The sequence below is a fragment of the Mesorhizobium sp. M1252 genome, from assembly GCF_040318265.1.
In the GTDB taxonomy this organism is placed as follows: domain Bacteria; phylum Pseudomonadota; class Alphaproteobacteria; order Rhizobiales; family Rhizobiaceae; genus Mesorhizobium.
Window position 1 is genome coordinate 209,158 of sequence record NZ_JAMYLX010000007.1, and the last position, 18,242, is coordinate 227,399.

An 18,242-nucleotide genomic window follows, 5' to 3' on the forward strand; every position below is an offset into this window, starting at 1 on the left:
CAGCGCCCCCCTCTGGCCTGCCGGCCATCTCCCCCACGAGGGGGGAGATCGGGTTTCGCCTTGGCTTTCGCCAATTATCCCAGCAACGCCCTCTGCCGCTTCGGGCCGCCCGCCTTGCGCCAGGAGTTGAACCGGTGCGTCGCGGCGGCAAACGAGATCTTCATCTGCTGGGCGACCGAGTAGCGCGACTTGCCTTCGTCGAACAGGCGATAGCAGCATTCGACGCCCTCCTCGGTTAGCTTGCCGTCGGGCGCCTTGTTGTGCGGATTGGCGGGATTGAATTTTTCGACCTGCTGTTCGACCAGGCCTTTCAGCCGCTGCAAATCGGCCTCGATGCTGGCGATAAGATCGAGGACGGGTTTCGGATCGAAGTGGTCGTGCGGCTTTGCCGTCATCTTGCTCATGCCTTTCGCTTGCGTGTCGCGACAATATAGGTGGACATTTGCCGATAATGAAGGGCGCGTGGCAATCCGGCGCTTCAACATTTCTTGACTGGTGATTGACCGCGGAGACTGCAGCGCCTAGTTTAGAATTGTTCTAAACTGGGGTGAATTTCTCATGCTTTCCCGTGTCTTCGGTTTCGGCCGCCGTCCTTTCGAAACGCTGTCGGAACAGGAGATCCTGGCCCTGGCAATTTCATCCGAAGAGGATGACGGGCGCATCTACCGCGCCTATGCCGACGGGCTGGCGGACAGTTTTCCGCAATCGGCGAAAGTGTTCGAGGCGATGGCGGAGGAGGAGGACGGCCATCGTGATTCCCTGATCGAGCTCTACCGCAAGCGTTTCGGCGAGCGCATTCCGCTGCTGCGCCGCGAGCACGTGAAAGGCTATTACGAGCGCAAGCCCGACTGGCTGGTGCGGCCGCTCGGCATCGAGCATGTGCGGCGCCAAGCCGAAGAGATGGAGCGGCAGGCCTATCGCTTCTATGTCGAGGCGGCCAAGCGCACCGGCGATGCTTCGACGCGGAAACTACTCGGCGACCTGGCCGCGGCCGAGCAAAGCCATGAGAATTCGGCGCATCGGCTGGAACAGAAACTCGTGCCGGGCGAGGTGAAGGACGAGGAAGCCAGCGCCGAGCAGCGCCAGTTCATCCTGACCTATGTGCAGCCCGGGCTTGCCGGGCTGATGGACGGCTCGGTGTCGACGCTGGCGCCGATCTTTGCCGCCGCCTTTGCCACGCACGACACCTGGCAAACGCTGCTGGTCGGCCTTGCCGCCTCGATCGGCGCCGGCATCTCGATGGGTTTTACGGAGGTCGCTTCCGACGATGGCAAGCTGTCAGGGCGTGGCTCGCCGATCAAGCGCGGACTGACCGTCGGCATCATGACGACGCTGGGCGGGCTGGGCCACGCGCTGCCTTACATCATCCCGCATTTCTGGACGGCGACGGCGGTGGCGGCCGTCGTGGTGTTCTTCGAATTGTGGGCGATCGCCTTCGTGCAGAACCGCTACATGCAGACGCCCTTCCTGCGCGCAGCGTTTCAGGTGGTCCTGGGCGGGGCGCTGGTGTTTGCGGCCGGGGTGCTGATCGGGAATGCGTGAGCGCCAAGCGCCCCCTCACCCAGCCTCCGCTTCGCTCGGCTGACCTCTCCCCGAGGGGAGAGGAGGTTTTCGACGCCTGCGCCAGTCTCTTCTCGCCAGCGGGGAGAAGGTGGCCGCGAAGCGGCCGGATGAGGGGGCCTGGCGCGACGCCGATACCTAGTCACCCATTCACCGCCCTGCTATCCTCTGGCGCCTCGTCCCTCTCCGTCAGCCCGTAATCCCGCACCACATGCGCAATCCGCAACCGATAGCCGGCAAATATTCCGCCGCGGCCCGCATGCTGCGCCTGCCGGTGCTCTTCCGTGTTGCGCCAGGCTTTCACCGCTTCCTCATCGCGCCAGAAGGACAGTGACAGGACCCGGTTGGGATCGCCCAGGCTCTGGAAGCGCTCGATCGAGATGAAACCGTCTATGCCGTCGAGCAGCGGCCGCAGTTCGGCAGCGATGCCGAGATAGGCATCGCGCTTTCCCTCAGCCGGTTGCACCTCGAAGATGACAGCGATCATATCTCCTCCTTGACCGCGGTCTGGAACAGCTGCCGCGGTCCATGCGGCCCCGACACCAGCTTCAGGAAGATGCGGTCCTCTTTCAAGATGAACTTTTCGCGGCGGGCGAATTCGTAATTGGCCTTGCCCGCCGGATCGGCGGCCAGACGAGCGCGGTAGGCCTCGTAGGCAGCGAGGCTGTCGATGTTGTAGGCGGCGTAGGCCGTGGTGGCCGAGCCCTCATGCGGGGCGTAGTAGCCGATCAGATCGGCGCCGCAGCGCGGGATCGCCTGGCCCCAGGCCTTGGCATATTGCTCGAAGGCCGGCTTGCCGAACGGGTCGATCTCATAGCGGATGAAGCAGGTGATGGTCATCGTGATCTCCGGGTTTTCTGCGTGGATAGTTCGAGCGGCTTCGAAACGTTGTGCTGCCGGGTCTGCTAGGCAAACGTGCTGGCGGTCAGGCCTGCCAGAAGGATTTTGCGCATTCGCGGCGCACATCCTCACGGGTCAGGCCGAGATCGCGCAGCAGATGGTCGTCAACCTCTGCGAGGTCTAGCCGCTGCAGATGGCGGTCGTACCAGCGGGCGAGAAGCCGCCGTTGCAGCCAGGTGACGAACGGGAACGGCCGGCGGCTGGCGAGTGGGGCGGAAGCGGTTGGCATCGGCGTTCTCCTTGATCCCGCCCGACAATAATGCTTATCTGACGAGAATGCTTCGATGGAGGCCTAACTATGCGTGAAGGACCCGACATTGCCCGCATCGCCAGCCTGGTCGGCGATCCGGCGCGGGCAAACATGCTGAATGCGCTGATGGGCGGCACGGCTTTGACGGCGAGCGAACTGGCGCTGGAGGCCGGCGTCTCGCTGCCGACGGCGTCCTCGCATCTGTCGAAACTGATGGAGGGCGGGCTTTTAACTTTGGCCAGCCAGGGACGGCATCGCTATTACGGCCTCGCCGGGCCGCAGGTTGCCGGCATGATCGAGGCGATCACCGGGGTGGCCGAAGCGGTCGGCCCCAAGCGGGCCCGGCCCGGCCCGCGCGACGGCGCCATGCGCGTGGCCCGCGTCTGCTACGACCACCTCGCCGGCGAACAAGCGGTGGCGATGCTCGACCGGCTCGTCGCGCGCGGCATCCTGTTGCGCGACGACAATGAGATCAGGCTCGGGGAGATCCGGCCGGGGGAGATCCGGCTGGGGCCAGCAGCAGCCTCGCATTTTTCGGCCATCGGCATCGACGTCGGCGCCAAGCCGCGCCGGCCGGTCTGCCGCGCCTGCCTCGACTGGAGCGTGCGCCGCTCGCACCTTGCGGGAACGCTGGGCGCGGCTATTCTGGACAAGATCCTGGCGGAGAAATGGGCAAGGCGGGAGAAGGACAGCCGCGCGGTGGTGTTTTCACCGCCGGGGAAGCAGGCGTTCGAGCGGGTGTTTTTGGCGTAGAGGTTCGGCAGCGCTAATTGGGCGACGCTGGCGGGACAGCACCCCCCTCTGGCCTGCCGGCCATCTCCCCCTCAAGGGGGGAGATTACGCGCTCAACAGCTTTCGCCAATCTCGAACATCGTAAAGGTGAGCTGCGCCTCGAAGCTGCCAATCTCCCCCCTTGAGGACAGAGGGGGGTGTGACGGAACGCTTGCGTAGCAGGTGAGGCGCGCGACGCTCACCCCCGCTTCAGCACCTTCGCCTGCTCGAAGAAATCCGCCCACGGATCGGCCTTCTCCAATTCCTTCAGCGTCGTCTTGTCGCCGATCGGGAAGGAATTCGGCGCTAGCCCCTTCTCAACCTCCGCCCACGTCACCGGTACCGAGACCGTCGCGCCCTTCTTGGCGCGGGAAGAGTAGGGCGCGACGGTGGTCGAGCCCCTGCCATTGCGCAGATAGTCGACGAAGATTTTTCCGGTGCGCGCCTTTTTCGACAGCGTCGCCGTGTAGCGGTCGGGCGCGGCCTGCTCCAGCGCCTTGGCGAAATCATGCGAGAAGGTTTTGACCGCCTCCCAATCCGCCGACGGCTTCAGCGGCACCAGCACGTGATAGCCCTTGCCGCCTGACGGCTTGACGAAGTTCGGCAGCGACAGATCGTCAAGCTTGCCCCTGATGTCGAGCGCGGCCTCGCGCACCGCCTTGACGTCGACGCCTTCATCGGGATCGAGATCGAAGATGATCTGATCCGGCTTTTCCAGCGCGTCGATCTTGCAGCCCCAGATGTGGACCTCGACCACGCCATACTGGACCAGAGCGGCAAGGCCGTCGAAATCGCGGATGAACAGGATTTCCTCGCCATCGGTCGGGTCCTTCATCCGGGCAATCTTGTCGCTCATGCCGGCCGAAGCATGTTTCTGGAAGAAGCGCGGGCCGCCGATGCCATCCGGCGCCCTGACCAGGCTGAGCGGCCGGTTGACGACGAACTGCTCCATGCGCGGCCAGACCAGCGCGTAGTGTTCGAGCAAAGCCTGTTTGGATATTTTTTCCTCGGGCCACAGCAGCTTGTCGGGATGGGATAGTTTTACCCTGGTCGTGATCGTCGCGGGCGCCTTAGCCCCGGCGGCCTTGCCGGCGCCGCTTGCCGCGGGCCTTGCCTTGTTCGCCGCCTTCGATGGCTTTTCCTGCACGACTTCCTCCGCCGGCTTGTCCTCGCGCAGTCCCTGGAACGACGCGTGGCGTATTATACGGTCCGACGTCCAGCTGCGGAACTCCACTTCGCCGACAAGTTCGGGCCTGACCCAGACCAGGCCCTTCCCCTTCGGAACCGCGGCGGCAAAGGGCGAGGCGTCTGCCTTCAGAGCATCGAGTTTTTTCTTCAAATCGGTGGCGCTCCTGGCTGTGAAGCCCGTGCCGACGCGGCCGGCGTAGTGGAGCTTGCCGCCCTCGTGGTAGCCGACCAGCAGCGAACGCAGGCCGCGGCCGGTCTTGTCCGAGGGCAGATACCCGCCGATGACGAATTCCTGGCGGGCCGTGCATTTCGATTTCACCCAGCCTGGGCCACGGCCGCTGCGGTAGGGCGCATCGGCGCGCTTGGAGACGATGCCTTCGAGGCCCATGCGGCAGGCGTGCTGCAGCATGATCTTGCCGGGCTCGGCGAAATGGTCGCTGAAGCGGACGGCGGCATTTTCGGCCGTCTCGCCGAGCAGCTCCTGCAGCGCCTGCTTGCGCTCGACCAGCGGCTCGCGGCGCAAATCATTGCCGTCAAGCCGCATCAGGTCGAACACATAGTAGGTGAAGCGGTCGGTTCGATTGGCGGAGAGATCCTGCTGCAGCAGCGAGAAAGACGAAACGCCGCTGTCGGCGAGCACGACGATCTCGCCGTCGATGATGGCGTCGCTGCATTTCAGCTGGGCGAGTTCCGCGACGATCTCGGGGCCGAATTTCTCCGTCCAGTCGAGGCCGGTGCGGGTCAGCAGCCGCACCTCTGTGCCGGCGATCTGCGCCTGCATGCGGTACCCGTCGAACTTCACCTCATGCAGCCAGTCCTCGCCGGGCGGCGCCTCGCGCTCCAGCGTCGCCAGCTGCGGCTCGACGAAGTCGAGGCGCTTGCCGGCTTTCGCCTTGCTGGATGCCGCAGGCTTGTTGGAGTGCCAGACCTTCGGCTTCTTGCCGTCGGCGGTCTTGCCTTCCGCGACCTCTTCGATGGTTAGGCCGGACTTCACCGATTTCGGTGCGTCCTTCAGGATATCCTCGCCGGGGCGGGCGGCGGCATCGTCGGATTTGATCAGCAGCCAGTTGTCGCGCTTTTCGCCCGGGCGGGGTCTTAACCTGACCAGATGCCACCGCCCATTCAGCTTCTGGCCGTTGAGTTCGAAGTCGATATGGCCCTTCTTCATCGCCTTGGCCGGGTCGATCTCCGGCGTCCATGTGCCTTCGTCCCAGACGATGACGGTGCCGCCGCCATACTCGCCCTTGGGAATGGTGCCCTCGAAGCCGGCATAGTCGATCGGGTGGTCCTCGACATGCACGGCCAGCCGCTTCTCGTGCGGGTCGAGGCTCGGGCCCCGCGTCACCGCCCAGCTCCACAACACGCCCTCATGCTCGAGGCGGAAATCATAGTGCAGCCTGGTCGCGTCGTGCTTCTGGACGACGAAGATGCCGCCGGGCTGCTTGCCGCGCGCGACCTTGCCCGCCGGCTCGGCCGTCTTCTTGAAATCGCGTTTGGACTGATATTGTTCGAGGCTGGCCACGGCGCCGACCCTCAAGCCGACTTGCGCTTGGGCGCAGAAGCTTTCGCCTTGCCGCTTTTTGCCGCCGGCTTGGCCTTCTTCGCCGGGCCTTCCGCCTGGCCGCCATCGGACAGGCTCTTCTTCAGCGCGTCGAACAGATTGACGACATTGGACGGCTTGGGCGCGGCCTGCGCTTTCGGAGCCTTCTTTCCGGCCTTCTTGGCGCGGATCAGTTCGAGCAGCGCGTCCTCATACTTGTCCTCGAATGTCGACGGATCGAACTTCCCCTTCTTCTTGTCGATGATGCGTTCGGCCATATCGGTCATCTCCTGGTCGGTCTTCACCGCCTTGATGTCGCCGAAGATGCTCTCCGGCTCCCGCACCGTGTTGCCGTAGCGCAAGGTGGTCAGCACCATGCCTTTGCCGCGCGGCTCGATCACCACGGGCCGCTCGCGGCTATAGAGCACGACGCGCGCCAGCCCGGCCATCTTCTTGTCCGCCATGGCATCGCGAATGACGGCAAAGGCCTCCTCCGACACCTTGTCGGCGGGCGTGACATAATAGGGCGTGTCGAGATAGATCTGCTCTATCGAGGCTTTGTCGACGAAGCCGTCCAGCGCCATCGTGTGCGAGGACTCGATCTGCACCGCTTCGATCTCTTCGTCCTCGACATAGACGAACTCACCGGGGCTCACCTCATAGCCCCTGATCTCGTCGCCATCGCCCAGCGGCTTGCCGGTTTCAGAATCGACATAGATGCGCTTGACCGTGTTGCCGGTCTTGCGGTTGAGCACCCGGAACGAAACTTTTTCGGCGTGGGTGACGACGTTGGTCAGTTCGACAGCGCAGGTGACCAGCGACAGTTTCAGATAGCCCTTCCAGGCGGGGCGAGGTGCCATGGCGAACTCCTGCGCGATGCGGTTCAAGCGAGAACGGGCAAGGCCCGTTCCGGTTCCGGGCGCGCAACCAGGGGCATTTCGGCAGCGAGCATGGAAATTTCGAGAGGCTCGCCAAATCTGAAACAGAACCGCGCCCAAGCGACATCCAGACGAAACATATGTGGTGCAAAAGTCACAATGCCGGAAATGGCGACGAACCACACCGAAAGACCCCCAAACAGCCGCATTCCGGCCACGAAGCATGGGGTTTTCGACCAAAGATTAACATCGTGTTCACCGACTATTCACGCCTCGACACTATGATCCCCGCAATCGGACGGGACATCCGAAAATCGGGACAGGGACTTGAGTAAAATGAAATTCTGGGGCCACATCGCCGGCTATGCCGCCGCCATCCGCGAGTTCATCGCGCCGACCTATCGGCCGGAGCGCTACTACATGCGCGGCCCGGGTCCGGCCTGCGCCCGTCGCGGCAGCTCGCTCGGCGCGCATTGATCATGACATTCGAAACGCGTCACGACAGCCGGATCTGCAGACCGGAGGCCGATCCCCGCGCAACCACCTATCGCGCCGAGCGCCCCGCGCTGGCCGCGAGAAGCCGTGCGACAACGCCGCGACTTTGATCCCGCTGCCGGCGGGCTTAGTGTCTGAAGACACAAGCTGCCGGACGTCCCGTGACTTCTTCTCCTGAACCCTTCGATGCCAGCCAGCCATTGATCGTTTTCGACGGCGTCTGCGTGCTGTGCTCGGGCTTCGTACGCACGGTGGTCGGGCTCGACCGCAAAAACCGCTTCCGCTTCGCCACGGCGCAGTCGCCCTTCGGCGAGGCGCTGTTCCAGAGATACGGGCTGCGCACCGACAGCTACGAGACCAATCTGGTCCTTGTCGGCGGCGCTCCCTTCATCCGGCTGGACAGTTTCATCGCGGTGATGGCCGAACTCGGCTGGCCGTGGCGGGCGGCGAAGGCCCTGCTGCTCATCCCGCGCCCCTTGCGTGACTGGCTCTACGAACGCATCGCCAAAAACCGCTACGCCATGTTCGGCCGCAAGGACAGTTGCGAGATCCTGTCCGCCGCGATACGTGCGCGCGTGATCGGCTAATCGCATGTCACCCAAAAGTGACCTCGGTTCCGGGAACGACATACGCAAAAAGAGCGGCGCGATGAGGCTTCTGGTCGTTGGCGGCTATGGCATTTTCGGCGGCCGCATCGTGCAATTGCTGGAGAGCGAGCCACGCCTGATCCTGCTCGTCGCCGGGCGCTCACTGGCCAGAGCCGAGGCCTTGTGCAACGCCCGCACCGGCGCGGCGGCGCAGCTCGTGCCGGCGCGCTTCGATCGCAACGGCGACCTCGCGCAAGGCCGGCCTGTTCGTTCGCGCCTCAGTCCGGCAGCGCCGCGACGGCGACGATCTCGATGACGATGTCTGCCTGGGCAAGCGCTGCGACGCCGATTACCTCCGAAGGCGGCGGATTGTTGTCGCTACAATGCTTCGGACAATGCTCGGCGAAAAACGCGTCCAGCACGTCGAGACGAAAATTAGGCGAGCTGAGGACGCCGCCGTCGGGAAATGGCCCTTTGACGAAAAAGGTCAGCCTGATGAGATGGTCGAGCCCGCTGCCAAGTTCTTCCAGATCCGATTTGATGTTGCCGAGAACTTCCCGCCACTGCGCGGCGGCATCGCCGGCGAAGCCGCCACCCTTCTTGCCGGCCGGATCGTAGTCAGCCGATGTCGCGGTGTTGCCGCAGAGATAGACGGTGCCTTTCGCACCGCTGACGACCGTGCCTTTGCCCCATGGCATCAACCGGCCGTTCTTGAATTTCTTGTGGGTCACGAGTTCCATTCTCTTCTCCCATGCCTCGTGTGACGTGCCCGCCAACGACAGAGGATAGTGCTGTGCGGAGCCACGGCCAGTCCGCTGCCGGTCATCCGCCAGCAGACGGAGGAACATCTGGTCCTTGCGAAATCTCCTGGCGGAGGCGAAAGTTTTTTCTGAAGCCCGTCGAAATCGGCCGCCGCCGCGCGACATACGTCTGGCCCCGCTAGGACGCGGCCTTCGAAACCACGGGAGAAGACCCATGCGATACATGCTTTTGATCAACAGCGACGAAGCCGCGCAGGCGAACACGCCAATCGAGAAGGCTCAGCAGATGAGCGCAGCATATGCCGCCTATACCGAAGCGTTGAAGAAATCCGGCGCATGGCTCGCCGGCGAACGGTTGCGCCCGACCCAGGCGACCACCTCGGTGCGGATCACAGACGGCAAGACCAACGTGATCGACGGCCCCTATGCCGACACCAAGGAGCAGCTTGCCGGCTTCTACATGATCGAGGCGGCCGATATCGATACCGCCATCGACTGGGCGGCGCGCTGTCCGGCGGCGAGCGCCGGCACGGTCGAGTTGCGGCCGATCTGGGAAATGGCCGACTACATGCCCAAGAAATGACACCGTGATGGACAATCGCCCGGAGATCGCGCGGGCGGCGGCCGAAGCGGCCGCCCGGCAGAGTTACGGCAAGCTGGTCGCCTGGCTAGCGGCGCGCACCCGCGACGTGGCCGGCGCCGAGGACGCGCTGGCCGAGGCCTTCGCCGCGGCGCTGGAGCGCTGGCCACAGACCGGCGTGCCCGACAAGCCGGAAGCATGGCTGCTGGCCGTGGCGCGCCGGCGGCGCGTCGACGCGGTGCGCCGTCGGCTGACCAGCGAGGCGAGCCGCGACCATCTCAAGCTGATGGCCGAGGAGATGGAGGCGAGCATGGAAGACGAAGACCTTCCCGACGAACGTCTCAGGCTGATGTTTGCCTGTGCGCATCCGGCGATCGAAGCCAGCGTGCGGGCGCCGCTGATCCTGCAGACCATTCTGGGTTTCGACGCGGCGACGATCGCCTCGGCCTTCCTGGTTTCGCCGGCGACGATGGGCCAGCGTCTGGTGCGTGCCAAGAGCCGCATCCGCGAGATCGGCATTCCGTTCCGCGTGCCGGATCGCGCCGAACTCGGCGAGCGGCTGGGAACGGTGCTGGAAGCGATCTACGCGGCTTTCGCCGAAGGCTGGACCGACCCGGCAGGGACCGAGACGAGAGCGCGCAATCTGGCGACCGAAGGCATCTGGCTCGGGCGGCTGGTGGCATCGCTGATGCCGGACGAACCGGAAGCGCTCGGCCTGCTGGCGCTGATGCTGTTTGCCGAGGCGCGCCGCCCGGCGCGGCGCGATGCGGCTGGAGATTATGTGCCGCTCGCCGAACAGGATTGCCGTCTTTGGGATCACGCGCTGATCGACGAAGCCGAGGCGCTGCTGGGCCACGCCGCCACCATGGGCGTCATCGGCCGCTACCAGCTCGAAGCGGCGGTACAATCGGTGCATGCGACGCGGCGACGGACCGGCCAAACCGATTGGGCGGCGATCCGTAACTTCTACGATGCGCTGTCGGCGATATCAGGCTCGCCGGTGATTTCGATCAACCGCGCCGTGGCGATTGCCGAGGCCGAAGGGGCGGCGGCAGGACTGGCGGCGCTCTACGTGCTGGGCGACGACAAGCGGCTCAACGACTATCAGCCCTATTGGGCCGCTCGCGCCGGCCTGCTGGCCAGGCTCGGCAATGCGGCGCAAGCGGTCGAAGCCTATGACCGGGCGATCGGCCTTGAACGCGACCCCGCCGTGCGCCGCTTCCTGCAGGCGAAACGGGCGATCCTGCGAAATTGAAGCGTCCGTTCAGGCCGGCCACATCTCATGCGTGGTGTTGAGCCGTTTTATCAGCGGATGCGCGCGCAGCGCCGACCATAAGCGTTCGATGTTCGGCCAGTCGGCTCGCGCCTTGTCCATATCGGGGTGCCAGGCCACCAGCATGACGAGGTAGATGTCGGCCAGCGACATCGCGTCGCCGACCAGCCAGCCGCGCCCCTCGAGGGCTGCATCGACAATGGCGAAGCCGCGGTCCATCTCGGCAATGGCTGCCTGCTTGACGGCTTTCTTGCCGTCGGCATCGGTGGTGTAGCGATGGGCATAGTAGAGGCGCAGGATGGCGGGGTAGAGCACCGATGACATGAACGCCATCCAGCGCAGGAAACCGGCGCGATCCGGCGATCCGGCGGCCGGTGCCAGACCCGCCTCCGGATGGCGCTCGGCAAGCAGGATGCAGATCGCCGCCGATTCGGTTATCGATTGACCGTTGGGCAAGGTCAGCACCGGAACCTGGTTCAACGGGCTGATGTCGAGGAAGGCCTGGTCCGGCGGATCCTTCTTGGGCACATCGATCTGGTCGAATTGCGCGTTTGCCAGCGCCAATGCGGCCTCGACGACAAAACCGCCGCTGCCTGGGCGCGTGTAAAGCTTGTACATGTGATTCTCCCCCTGCCCGCGCGAAGCAGGCCGGGGCGATTTGACCCTGAAGCCGCCTCCCGCTCAAGCCGGTGGCGGACGCCACGGCCGGGTTTTCTGCGGTCCAGCCATGAGACTTCCGATGTCGGAGGGACAGCACCCCCCGATGCCCGGCAGGGCAGAGGGGGGTGCGAAGGATCGCCGCCTATCCAGTTAAGACGTTAAGCCCCCAGCCCGTCGAACAGGATCGTCGACAGATAGCGCTCGGCGAAGGACGGGATGATCACCACCAGGTTCTTGCCCTTGTTCTCCGGCCGCGACCCGACGGCGATGGCGGCCTGCAGGGCAGCGCCCGACGAGATGCCGACCGGCACGCCTTCAAGGCGGGCGACGAGGCGGGCGTTGGCGACCGAATCCTCGTTGGAGACCTTGACGATCTCGTCATAGATCGAGGTGTCGAGGATCTTGGGCGCAAAGCCGGCGCCGATGCCCTGGATCTTGTGCGGGCCGGGCTGGCCGCCCGACAGCACCGGCGAGGCCTCCGGCTCGACGGCGACGACATGCACCGAGGGCTTGCGTTGCTTCAGCACCTGGCCGACGCCGGTGATCGTGCCGCCGGTACCGATGCCGGCGACGAAGATGTCGACCCCGCCATCGGTGTCGTTCCAGATCTCCTCGGCGGTGGTGCGGCGGTGGATCTCCGGGTTGGCCGGGTTTTCGAACTGCTGCGGGATGACGGCGTCAGGCAGGGTGGCGGCCAATTCGTCGGCCTTGGCGATGGCGCCCTTCATGCCTTTCGGCCCTTCCGTCAGCACCAGTTCGGCGCCGAGCAGCGCCAGCATCTTGCGGCGCTCCACCGACATGGTTTCGGGCATGGTCAGGATCAGCTTGTAGCCCTTGGCGGCGGCGGCGAAGGCGAGCGCGATGCCGGTATTCCCCGAGGTCGGCTCGATCAGCGTCGTCTTGCCAGGTTTAATCCGACCCGACGCTTCCAGCGCCTCGATCATGGAAACGCCGATGCGGTCCTTGACCGAGGCGATCGGATTGAAGAATTCGAGCTTGGCAAGAAGGTTGGCAACGACGCCCTTCTCCTTGGCGAACTTGTCGAGCCGCACCAGCGGCGTGTCGCCGATCGTCTCGGTGATCGAGTTGTAGACACGGCCGCGGCCGGGCACGCGCGCGGAAGGCTTGTTCATTGGTTTCGCTCCCAAATCAGATCAGGCAATTGGCGTCGGCGGACAGAATAGGGCTTTCGCCCGCGCAAGATAGGCTGCCGGCCGAAAATATCGAGTGGGCCGCTTGCTGAAAACGCTTGTCTCCTCAAGCCGCATTTTCCGGATGGACCGATCGGCGGAATGGATGGGCCTGAACCGATCTACTGACGTGCGGCAATGGCAGCGGCCGCGCCCACCATGAAGCCGGCGGCGGTGCGGTTCAGCGCCTTCAGCGCGCGTGGCGATTTCAGGAACCAGCGCGCCTTGGCGGCCAGCGCAAGATATGGCACCAGCACCACGAAGAGCACAATGACGGTGAGCGCGACCAGGATGCCGTAGTCGGCGAGCGTGATGGTCTTCAGGTCGACGATGGTCGGCGTGATGGCGAGGTAGAAGATCATCGTTTTCGGGTTGCCCAGCGTGACGGTGAGGCCGGCAAGGAAGTTCGATACCAGGCCGCCCTTGCCTTTCCTGGCCTCGACAGTCTCGGGCGTGATCCCGGCCGTCCAGAAACGCCAGCCGAGGAAGGCGAGATAGGAGACGCCCAGCCATTTGATGGCGAGAAACACCATGCCGAAGCTTTGCGCGACAAAGGCAAGGCCGAGCACCACCGCGGTGAGATAAATGAGGTCGCCGAGCATCAGGCCGAACGACATCGCCAGCGATGAGCGGAAGCCGGATCCGAGCGCCCGCGCCACAAGCGCGGTGACGCCGGGCCCGGGAATGGCGGCGGCGATGCCCAGCGCAGCACTATAGGCAAGGAAGCCGGTGAGGGTCATGACGGCCGCACCTCGTGAAACGACTCTGGTGCCATGAAAGCCTGCAACGGCAAAACGGATTCGATTGCGCCAAGCAGGACATGAAAGCCGGTCATCCTCGTCTGAAAGCGAGAGATGGTTCACTTACGCCCCGAAGGCGGTCGGCTATCTCGCATGGCTCCGAACGGCAGGAGCACCCATGTTAGCCAAAAGACTTCACATCCAGCTCATGAAGTGGATGCCCAACAACTATTCCGAAGCACGCGGTCACGTCCACGAGCTGGAATGGTATCTGTGGTTCGAGGGGCGTCAGGCTTTCGGCCTGTTCGACAAGGGCGATAGCGATGTCGTTCCGCAGACTGGATATTTTACCGACAGCCGGAACCTTGGCGCTCACCCCATTCGTCCGATGATCTATCCGCTGGTCGTCAACAACCGGTTCAAGGTGCGGCTGGTGGCGATGGAGCGTGACGGACCGCAAAAGATAGACCCCGACGACACCGCCAAAGGCGAATTCTACATCGACCTCGACACCAAATATCCGCCGGTCTCCGACTGGCGCATCATCGCTGCCGATCCGCGCAGTACCGACCTCAACGTGGAAGCGTCGTTCCAGCTGCAATGGCTGGACTATGTCGATACCGCCGAGATTGCCGAGGATGGCCCGCCACGCATCATCGACAAGTCCAACTATCCCTATCCGTGGGGCGCCAATGTGATGGTGTTCGAGCACTGGCTCGGGCTTGGCCGCAAGGCGCCGCTCAAACTCATCGACCCGAACCGCGCATCGCGCCGCGAATACTGGATGATCAATGGCAATGCGGCCCGGCGCATGGTGCAGGACCTCTATCGCTTCAACGTCAACCAGCTTGGCGTCGCCAACGACACCATCAGCAGTGTTTACGTGCCGAAGCTCAATGCCGGCCACGTCACGGTGACGCTTTACGAACACGATTTCAGCGACGGCCGCTTCGCGCAAGGGGCGAAGAAGTCCTTCGGCTCGGTCGGCCTCTTCAATCTCAGGGATACCGGTTTCGATGACCGCGTCTCATCGGCCGAGGTGATCCATACCTATCCCAAGGTGATCCATCGGGACGTGCATTAGGGCCGGATTGCGCTGTTCGCGGGCTCAGGATGGGCCATCGACATGGGTGATGCGCCAGATGGTGCCGTTGCCATCCTCGGTGACGATAAGCGCGCCGTCCTTGGCCACCGCGACGCCGACCGGCCGGCCCCAGACGGCATCGTCGGAAAGCACGAAGCCGGTTATGAAATCCTGGTACTCGCCGGTCGGCTTGCCGTGGCTGAATCTCAGCCTCACCACCTTGTAGCCGGTGCGCACACCCCGGTTCCAGGAGCCGTGCAGGGCGACGAAAGCATCGCCCTTGTACTCGGCCGGAAAATTGTCGCCGTCATAGAAGGCGATGTTGAGCGGCGCCGAATGCGCCTGCATCAGCACGTCGGGCACGGTGACCGAGCCGGCGAGGTCTGGGCGCGCGCCCTCGTGACGCGGGTCCTCGTTGGCGCCGATATAATACCAGGGCCAGCCATAGAAGGCGCCGTCCTTGACTGAGGTGGCATATTCGAACGGCACATCGTCGCCGAGACCGTCGCGCTCGTTGACGACACACCACAGCGCGCCGGTGGCCGGCTGCACGGTCATGCCCGAGCAATTGCGCAGGCCGGTAGCGAGGATGCGGCCATTCTTGCCGTCGGGGCCGAAGGCCAGCACGTCGGCACGGCCATCCTCGGAACCCCAGGTGGCGCCGAGTGGCTGTGATTTTGCCCAGGCGTCAAGGCCGCCCTTCGGTGCCTTCTGCATGCCCTCCGCGACGTTCGATCCGGAGCCGACCGAGAGATACAGCGTCTTCCCGTCCGGCGAGAAGGCGATATCGCGGGTCCAGTGGCCGCCGGTAGGGATGTCGGAGACAATCGTCTCCGGTTCGCCGGAGGCTTTAAGGTCGCCGTCGCGATAGGCGTAGCGGACCACGCTGTCGTTGTTGGCGACGTAGACCCATTGCGGCTTGTCGCCAGGCGGGTAGAAGGCGATGCCATAGGGCTGGTTGAGATTGTCGGCAAAAATGCCCTCTTCGGCCGGCTTCGCGCTACCCTTGGCCAGCCGATAGACGCGGATCTGGTTGGCGTCACTGTCGGCGACGAACAGGTCGCCGTTCGGCGCCACGCGCACGACCCGCGGATTGGAAATGCCGGAAGCAACCAGTTCGGCCGAAAACCCAGGCGGCAGGACGGGCTTCGCGCCCTCGGGCCGATCGCCGAGGCCGGCGCTGTTGGAGGCGGATCCGGTGATGTTGGGTCTTTTCAGATCATCCGGCCTAATCAGCCGGCGCACACCTGGCTTGTCGGCCGTCCAGTCGCCGAAAGCGTCCTTGCCGGTCAGCAGCAGTTGATCAGCCTGCTGGGCGAAGGCGCTGGTGGCCAGAAGCAGGGCAAGGCCTGCGAAGCCGGCAATCCGGATCATGCTGTTCTCCTCGAACTCGCGCCGGTCGGCGCGTCACGACAAGGGAGATATTGTGCGGCCGCCGCAAAAGAGAAGCGTGCGCGCGCAGATTCGACGAGAGAACCGCTCAACTTTCCTCTTCGACGTCCAGATCGTCGTCGAGACGCTTTTCCAATGCGACAAGATCTTCCGGCAGCGGCAATCCCATGGCGCGCATTTCGCGCAGTTTTTCGCGCAGCTGCTCCTGGATTTCGTGCTCGTCCTCCGGCTGGTTGACCATTTCTTCGAGCAGCATGCTGATCTGGGCCTTGAACGATTCAAGCGCCATTCTGCGCCCTCCTTACGGTGATCCCGGCTTCGGAATTATCTTAACATCCGGGTAATCAATTGGGCCGTGTAGTCGACCATCGGCACGATGCGGGCATAATTCAGCCTGGTCGGGCCGATGACGCCGAGCGCGCCGACGACGCGGGCGTCCTTGTCGCGGTAAGGCGCCACGACCAGCGACGAGCCGGAGAGCGAGAACAGCTTGTTTTCCGAGCCGATGAAGATCCGCACGCCGGGGCCGTCCTCGGCGAGGTCGAGCAGCTGGATCAGCCCGTCCTGCGTCTCCAGATCCTCGAACAGGTGGCGCAGCAATTCGATATCGGCCTGGGCGGTGACGTTTTCGAGTAAATTGGCGCGGCCGCGCACGATAAGGCGCGCCGGCAGGCCGCTGTCGGCGCCGGCCCACACCGCCAGGCCTTTCTCGACCAGGTCCTGCGACAACGTGTCCAGCGCTGCCCGGGTCTCGTCCTTGATACGGGCGATCTCGATGCGCGCCTCGGCGAGCGTGCGGCCCCTGATATGGGCGTTGAGGAAGTTGGAGGCCTCGTGCAGCTGCGAGACGGTGATGCCGGCCGGCAGGTCGACGACGCGGTTCTCGACATCGCCATTCTGCGACACCATCACCGCCAGCGCCTTGGTCGGCTCGAGTTGGATGAACTCGATGTGCTTCAGCGCCACCTCGTTCTTGGTGGCGAGCACCAGGCCGGCGCCGCGCGACATGCCCGACAGCATCTGGCTGGCCTCGGTCAGCATGTGTTCCAGCGTCGCGCCCGAGCCGGAGGCGCGCACCTGCGCCTCGATGACCCGGCGTTCCTCGTCGGAGAGATCGCCAAGCTCCATGAAGGCATCGACGAAGAAGCGCAGGCCGGTCTGGGTCGGCAGGCGCCCGGCCGAGATGTGCGGGGCATAGATCAGGCCGAGATGTTCGAGGTCGCTCATCACATTGCGGATGGTGGCCGGCGACAGCGACGACGGCAGGATGCGCGACAGGCTGCGCGATCCCACAGGCTCACCGTCCTTCAAATAGGATTCGACGATGCGCCTAAAAATGTCGCGCGAACGCATGTCGAGCGATTGCAGCGCGGGCGCCAGCAAACTGGGTTCGGTGACTGCCTTGGTCATTCGAGCCAAAAACCTCCGGCTCAAGGATATAGACTTCCATCGCCCCCGCGCAACCCGGCGTCTGTATGGGGGCCTTTTCCTTTGCGCCATGGGCTGCATGCGTCTACAAGCCGCCGACGCAACCATAAAAGAACAGAAAGAGGCCTCGATGCGCCCTTCCAAACGCCAAGCCGACGAAATGCGCGCCATCTCCTTCGAGCGCGGCGTCTCCAAACACGCCGAAGGCTCGTGCCTGGTGAAATTCGGCGACACGCATGTGTTGTGCACGGCGAGCCTGGAGGAAAAGGTGCCAGGCTGGATGCGCAATTCCGGCAAGGGCTGGGTGACGGCCGAATACGGCATGCTGCCGCGTTCGACCGGCGAGCGCATGCGCCGTGAAGCCTCGGCCGGCAAGCAAGGCGGCCGCACGCTCGAAATCCAGCGGCTGATCGGCCGCTCCTTGCGCGCCGTTGTCGACCTGCAGGCACTGGGCGAACAGCAGATCACCGTCGACTGCGACGTCATCCAGGCCGATGGCGGCACCCGCACGGCCTCGATCACCGGCGGCTGGGTGGCGCTCTACGATTGCCTGCGCTGGATGGAAGCGCGGCAGATGGCCAGTGTTGCCAAGGTGCTGAAGGACCATGTCGCGGCAATTTCCTGCGGCATCCACGACGGCAAGCCGGTCATCGACCTCGACTATATCGAGGATTCGTCTGCCGGCACCGACGCCAATTTCGTCATGACCGGCAAGGGCGGCATCGTCGAGATCCAGGGCACCGCCGAGGGCGAGCCGTTCTCGGAAGGTCAGTTCGCGGAGCTGATGGGCCTGGCAAAGAAGGGCATTCAGCGGCTGGTGAGCTTGCAGCAGATGGCTGTGGCCTGATTGAATTTAACGTGATGACGTCGGCGATCCTTCACACCCCCCTCTGGCCTGCCGGCCATCTCCCCCGCAAGGGGGGAGATCAGAGGTCGCAACCGTTTTCGCCAACCATCAACGTTGA

At 64.2% G+C, this 18,242-nt stretch carries 22 protein-coding genes; 9 read left to right on the forward strand and 13 right to left on the reverse strand.

Annotated elements, in window-relative coordinates; genetic code table 11:
- Positions 1–74: 74 nt before the first annotated feature.
- Entirely contained in the window at positions 75–395 is a 321-nt protein-coding gene (locus NKH22_RS16515) for a hypothetical protein (protein ID WP_352910225.1), read from the reverse strand.
- 163 nt (positions 396–558) lie between these two features.
- Between NKH22_RS16515 and mbfA the strand changes: the two genes are divergently transcribed.
- Positions 559–1,542 carry an iron exporter MbfA gene (gene mbfA / locus NKH22_RS16520; RefSeq protein ID WP_023681248.1) on the forward strand — a complete coding sequence of 328 codons (984 nt, stop codon included), beginning with the start codon at positions 559–561 and terminating at the stop codon, positions 1,540–1,542.
- A 160-nt stretch (positions 1,543–1,702) separates the two neighbouring features.
- On the opposite strand, the gene NKH22_RS16525 is transcribed toward mbfA, so the two are convergent.
- From NKH22_RS16525 to NKH22_RS16535, 3 genes are all read right to left on the reverse strand, one after another.
- Positions 1,703–2,047, reverse strand: coding sequence for an antibiotic biosynthesis monooxygenase family protein (locus NKH22_RS16525; RefSeq protein WP_023692960.1), 345 nt, complete (start codon positions 2,045–2,047; stop codon positions 1,703–1,705).
- Positions 2,044–2,400, reverse strand: a complete 357-nt coding sequence (locus NKH22_RS16530; protein WP_023673248.1) for an NIPSNAP family protein — start codon at positions 2,398–2,400, stop codon at positions 2,044–2,046. Before NKH22_RS16530 ends, NKH22_RS16525 begins: the two co-directional genes overlap by 4 nt.
- 85 nt (positions 2,401–2,485) lie before the next feature.
- Positions 2,486–2,689, reverse strand: a complete 204-nt coding sequence (locus tag NKH22_RS16535) for a DUF1127 domain-containing protein (RefSeq protein ID WP_023741364.1) — start codon at positions 2,687–2,689, stop codon at positions 2,486–2,488.
- A 69-nt stretch (positions 2,690–2,758) separates the two neighbouring features.
- Between NKH22_RS16535 and NKH22_RS16540 the strand changes: the two genes are divergently transcribed.
- Positions 2,759–3,463 carry an ArsR/SmtB family transcription factor gene (locus NKH22_RS16540; protein WP_023825847.1) on the forward strand — a complete coding sequence of 235 codons (705 nt, stop codon included), beginning with the start codon at positions 2,759–2,761 and terminating at the stop codon, positions 3,461–3,463.
- Positions 3,464–3,680: 217 nt separating this feature from the next.
- Here the strand turns inward: NKH22_RS16540 and ligD are convergent, their stop codons facing one another.
- Together ligD and ku are read right to left on the reverse strand one after the other, a co-directional pair.
- A complete protein-coding gene (gene ligD / locus NKH22_RS16545) occupies positions 3,681–6,191 on the reverse strand; it encodes a DNA ligase D (protein WP_352910132.1) in 2,511 nt (836 codons plus the stop codon).
- Positions 6,192–6,202: 11 nt separating this feature from the next.
- Positions 6,203–7,069 carry a non-homologous end joining protein Ku gene (ku, locus tag NKH22_RS16550; RefSeq protein ID WP_023672038.1) on the reverse strand — a complete coding sequence of 289 codons (867 nt, stop codon included), beginning with the start codon at positions 7,067–7,069 and terminating at the stop codon, positions 6,203–6,205.
- Positions 7,070–7,414: 345 nt separating this feature from the next.
- Between ku and NKH22_RS16555 the strand changes: the two genes are divergently transcribed.
- The 3 genes from NKH22_RS16555 to NKH22_RS16565 all read left to right on the forward strand — a co-directional run bounded on the left by NKH22_RS16555 (position 7,415) and on the right by NKH22_RS16565 (position 8,485).
- Positions 7,415–7,564, forward strand: coding sequence for a hypothetical protein (locus tag NKH22_RS16555; RefSeq protein WP_196813601.1), 150 nt, complete (start codon positions 7,415–7,417; stop codon positions 7,562–7,564).
- 179 nt (positions 7,565–7,743) lie between these two features.
- Positions 7,744–8,169, forward strand: coding sequence for a thiol-disulfide oxidoreductase DCC family protein (locus tag NKH22_RS16560; protein ID WP_031198306.1), 426 nt, complete (start codon positions 7,744–7,746; stop codon positions 8,167–8,169).
- A gap of 61 nt (positions 8,170–8,230) precedes the next feature.
- On the forward strand, positions 8,231–8,485 hold the full coding sequence (locus tag NKH22_RS16565; protein ID WP_023749321.1) for a hypothetical protein: 255 nt from the start codon (positions 8,231–8,233) through the stop codon (positions 8,483–8,485).
- On the opposite strand, the gene NKH22_RS16570 is transcribed toward NKH22_RS16565, so the two are convergent.
- Positions 8,448–8,909, reverse strand: a complete 462-nt coding sequence (locus NKH22_RS16570) for a RidA family protein (RefSeq protein ID WP_023687546.1) — start codon at positions 8,907–8,909, stop codon at positions 8,448–8,450. The genes NKH22_RS16565 and NKH22_RS16570 overlap by 38 nt on opposite strands.
- Before the next feature lie 235 nt (positions 8,910–9,144).
- On the opposite strand from NKH22_RS16570, the gene NKH22_RS16575 reads away from it, so the two are divergent.
- The gene (locus tag NKH22_RS16575) at positions 9,145–9,513 is read left to right on the forward strand and encodes a YciI family protein (RefSeq protein ID WP_023681239.1); all 369 of its coding nucleotides are present in this window, start codon (positions 9,145–9,147) and stop codon (positions 9,511–9,513) included.
- A gap of 7 nt (positions 9,514–9,520) precedes the next feature.
- Positions 9,521–10,765: an RNA polymerase sigma factor gene (locus tag NKH22_RS16580; protein ID WP_352535221.1), complete on the forward strand. Its 1,245-nt coding sequence runs from the start codon at positions 9,521–9,523 to the stop codon at positions 10,763–10,765.
- A 9-nt stretch (positions 10,766–10,774) separates the two neighbouring features.
- Here NKH22_RS16580 and NKH22_RS16585 read toward each other — a convergent pair whose 3' ends face one another.
- The 3 genes from NKH22_RS16585 to NKH22_RS16595 all read right to left on the reverse strand — a co-directional run bounded on the left by NKH22_RS16585 (position 10,775) and on the right by NKH22_RS16595 (position 13,373).
- Positions 10,775–11,401, reverse strand: coding sequence for a glutathione S-transferase family protein (locus NKH22_RS16585; RefSeq protein WP_023822359.1), 627 nt, complete (start codon positions 11,399–11,401; stop codon positions 10,775–10,777).
- A gap of 200 nt (positions 11,402–11,601) precedes the next feature.
- Positions 11,602–12,576, reverse strand: a complete 975-nt coding sequence (gene cysK, locus NKH22_RS16590) for a cysteine synthase A (protein WP_023672045.1) — start codon at positions 12,574–12,576, stop codon at positions 11,602–11,604.
- A gap of 179 nt (positions 12,577–12,755) precedes the next feature.
- Positions 12,756–13,373 carry a LysE family translocator gene (locus NKH22_RS16595; RefSeq protein WP_023822358.1) on the reverse strand — a complete coding sequence of 206 codons (618 nt, stop codon included), beginning with the start codon at positions 13,371–13,373 and terminating at the stop codon, positions 12,756–12,758.
- A 178-nt stretch (positions 13,374–13,551) separates the two neighbouring features.
- On the opposite strand from NKH22_RS16595, the gene NKH22_RS16600 reads away from it, so the two are divergent.
- Positions 13,552–14,457: a hypothetical protein gene (locus NKH22_RS16600; RefSeq protein ID WP_155921661.1), complete on the forward strand. Its 906-nt coding sequence runs from the start codon at positions 13,552–13,554 to the stop codon at positions 14,455–14,457.
- Positions 14,458–14,481: 24 nt separating this feature from the next.
- Here NKH22_RS16600 and NKH22_RS16605 read toward each other — a convergent pair whose 3' ends face one another.
- The 3 genes from NKH22_RS16605 to hrcA all read right to left on the reverse strand — a co-directional run bounded on the left by NKH22_RS16605 (position 14,482) and on the right by hrcA (position 17,259).
- Positions 14,482–15,831 carry a PQQ-dependent sugar dehydrogenase gene (locus NKH22_RS16605; RefSeq protein WP_023822356.1) on the reverse strand — a complete coding sequence of 450 codons (1,350 nt, stop codon included), beginning with the start codon at positions 15,829–15,831 and terminating at the stop codon, positions 14,482–14,484.
- 106 nt (positions 15,832–15,937) lie between these two features.
- Positions 15,938–16,138 (reverse strand): hypothetical protein, encoded by a 201-nt coding sequence (locus tag NKH22_RS16610; RefSeq protein ID WP_023672050.1) that lies wholly within the window; start codon positions 16,136–16,138, stop codon positions 15,938–15,940.
- Positions 16,139–16,173: 35 nt separating this feature from the next.
- Positions 16,174–17,259: a heat-inducible transcriptional repressor HrcA gene (gene hrcA / locus NKH22_RS16615; RefSeq protein ID WP_023681233.1), complete on the reverse strand. Its 1,086-nt coding sequence runs from the start codon at positions 17,257–17,259 to the stop codon at positions 16,174–16,176.
- Positions 17,260–17,407: 148 nt separating this feature from the next.
- Between hrcA and rph the strand changes: the two genes are divergently transcribed.
- Entirely contained in the window at positions 17,408–18,124 is a 717-nt protein-coding gene (rph, locus tag NKH22_RS16620; RefSeq protein ID WP_023710344.1) for a ribonuclease PH, read from the forward strand.
- Positions 18,125–18,242: the final 118 nt, after the last annotated feature.

What these genes read in the sequence shown, in the direction of transcription:
- NKH22_RS16515 (WP_352910225.1), bottom strand. Translation starts at nt 395, where the DNA reads ATGACGGCAAAGCCGCACGACCACTTCGATCCGAAACCCGTCCTCGAT.
- mbfA (WP_023681248.1), top strand. Translation starts at nt 559, where the DNA reads ATGCTTTCCCGTGTCTTCGGTTTCGGCCGCCGTCCTTTCGAAACGCTG.
- NKH22_RS16525 (WP_023692960.1), bottom strand. Translation starts at nt 2,047, where the DNA reads ATGATCGCTGTCATCTTCGAGGTGCAACCGGCTGAGGGAAAGCGCGAT.
- NKH22_RS16530 (WP_023673248.1), bottom strand. Translation starts at nt 2,400, where the DNA reads ATGACCATCACCTGCTTCATCCGCTATGAGATCGACCCGTTCGGCAAG.
- NKH22_RS16535 (WP_023741364.1), bottom strand. Translation starts at nt 2,689, where the DNA reads ATGCCAACCGCTTCCGCCCCACTCGCCAGCCGCCGGCCGTTCCCGTTC.
- NKH22_RS16540 (WP_023825847.1), top strand. Translation starts at nt 2,759, where the DNA reads ATGCGTGAAGGACCCGACATTGCCCGCATCGCCAGCCTGGTCGGCGAT.
- ku (WP_023672038.1), bottom strand. Translation starts at nt 7,069, where the DNA reads ATGGCACCTCGCCCCGCCTGGAAGGGCTATCTGAAACTGTCGCTGGTC.
- NKH22_RS16565 (WP_023749321.1), top strand. Translation starts at nt 8,231, where the DNA reads ATGAGGCTTCTGGTCGTTGGCGGCTATGGCATTTTCGGCGGCCGCATC.
- NKH22_RS16570 (WP_023687546.1), bottom strand. Translation starts at nt 8,909, where the DNA reads ATGGAACTCGTGACCCACAAGAAATTCAAGAACGGCCGGTTGATGCCA.
- NKH22_RS16575 (WP_023681239.1), top strand. Translation starts at nt 9,145, where the DNA reads ATGCGATACATGCTTTTGATCAACAGCGACGAAGCCGCGCAGGCGAAC.
- NKH22_RS16580 (WP_352535221.1), top strand. Translation starts at nt 9,521, where the DNA reads ATGGACAATCGCCCGGAGATCGCGCGGGCGGCGGCCGAAGCGGCCGCC.
- NKH22_RS16585 (WP_023822359.1), bottom strand. Translation starts at nt 11,401, where the DNA reads ATGTACAAGCTTTACACGCGCCCAGGCAGCGGCGGTTTTGTCGTCGAG.
- cysK (WP_023672045.1), bottom strand. Translation starts at nt 12,576, where the DNA reads ATGAACAAGCCTTCCGCGCGCGTGCCCGGCCGCGGCCGTGTCTACAAC.
- NKH22_RS16595 (WP_023822358.1), bottom strand. Translation starts at nt 13,373, where the DNA reads ATGACCCTCACCGGCTTCCTTGCCTATAGTGCTGCGCTGGGCATCGCC.
- NKH22_RS16600 (WP_155921661.1), top strand. Translation starts at nt 13,552, where the DNA reads ATGTTAGCCAAAAGACTTCACATCCAGCTCATGAAGTGGATGCCCAAC.
- NKH22_RS16605 (WP_023822356.1), bottom strand. Translation starts at nt 15,831, where the DNA reads ATGATCCGGATTGCCGGCTTCGCAGGCCTTGCCCTGCTTCTGGCCACC.
- NKH22_RS16610 (WP_023672050.1), bottom strand. Translation starts at nt 16,138, where the DNA reads ATGGCGCTTGAATCGTTCAAGGCCCAGATCAGCATGCTGCTCGAAGAA.
- hrcA (WP_023681233.1), bottom strand. Translation starts at nt 17,259, where the DNA reads ATGACCAAGGCAGTCACCGAACCCAGTTTGCTGGCGCCCGCGCTGCAA.
- rph (WP_023710344.1), top strand. Translation starts at nt 17,408, where the DNA reads ATGCGCCCTTCCAAACGCCAAGCCGACGAAATGCGCGCCATCTCCTTC.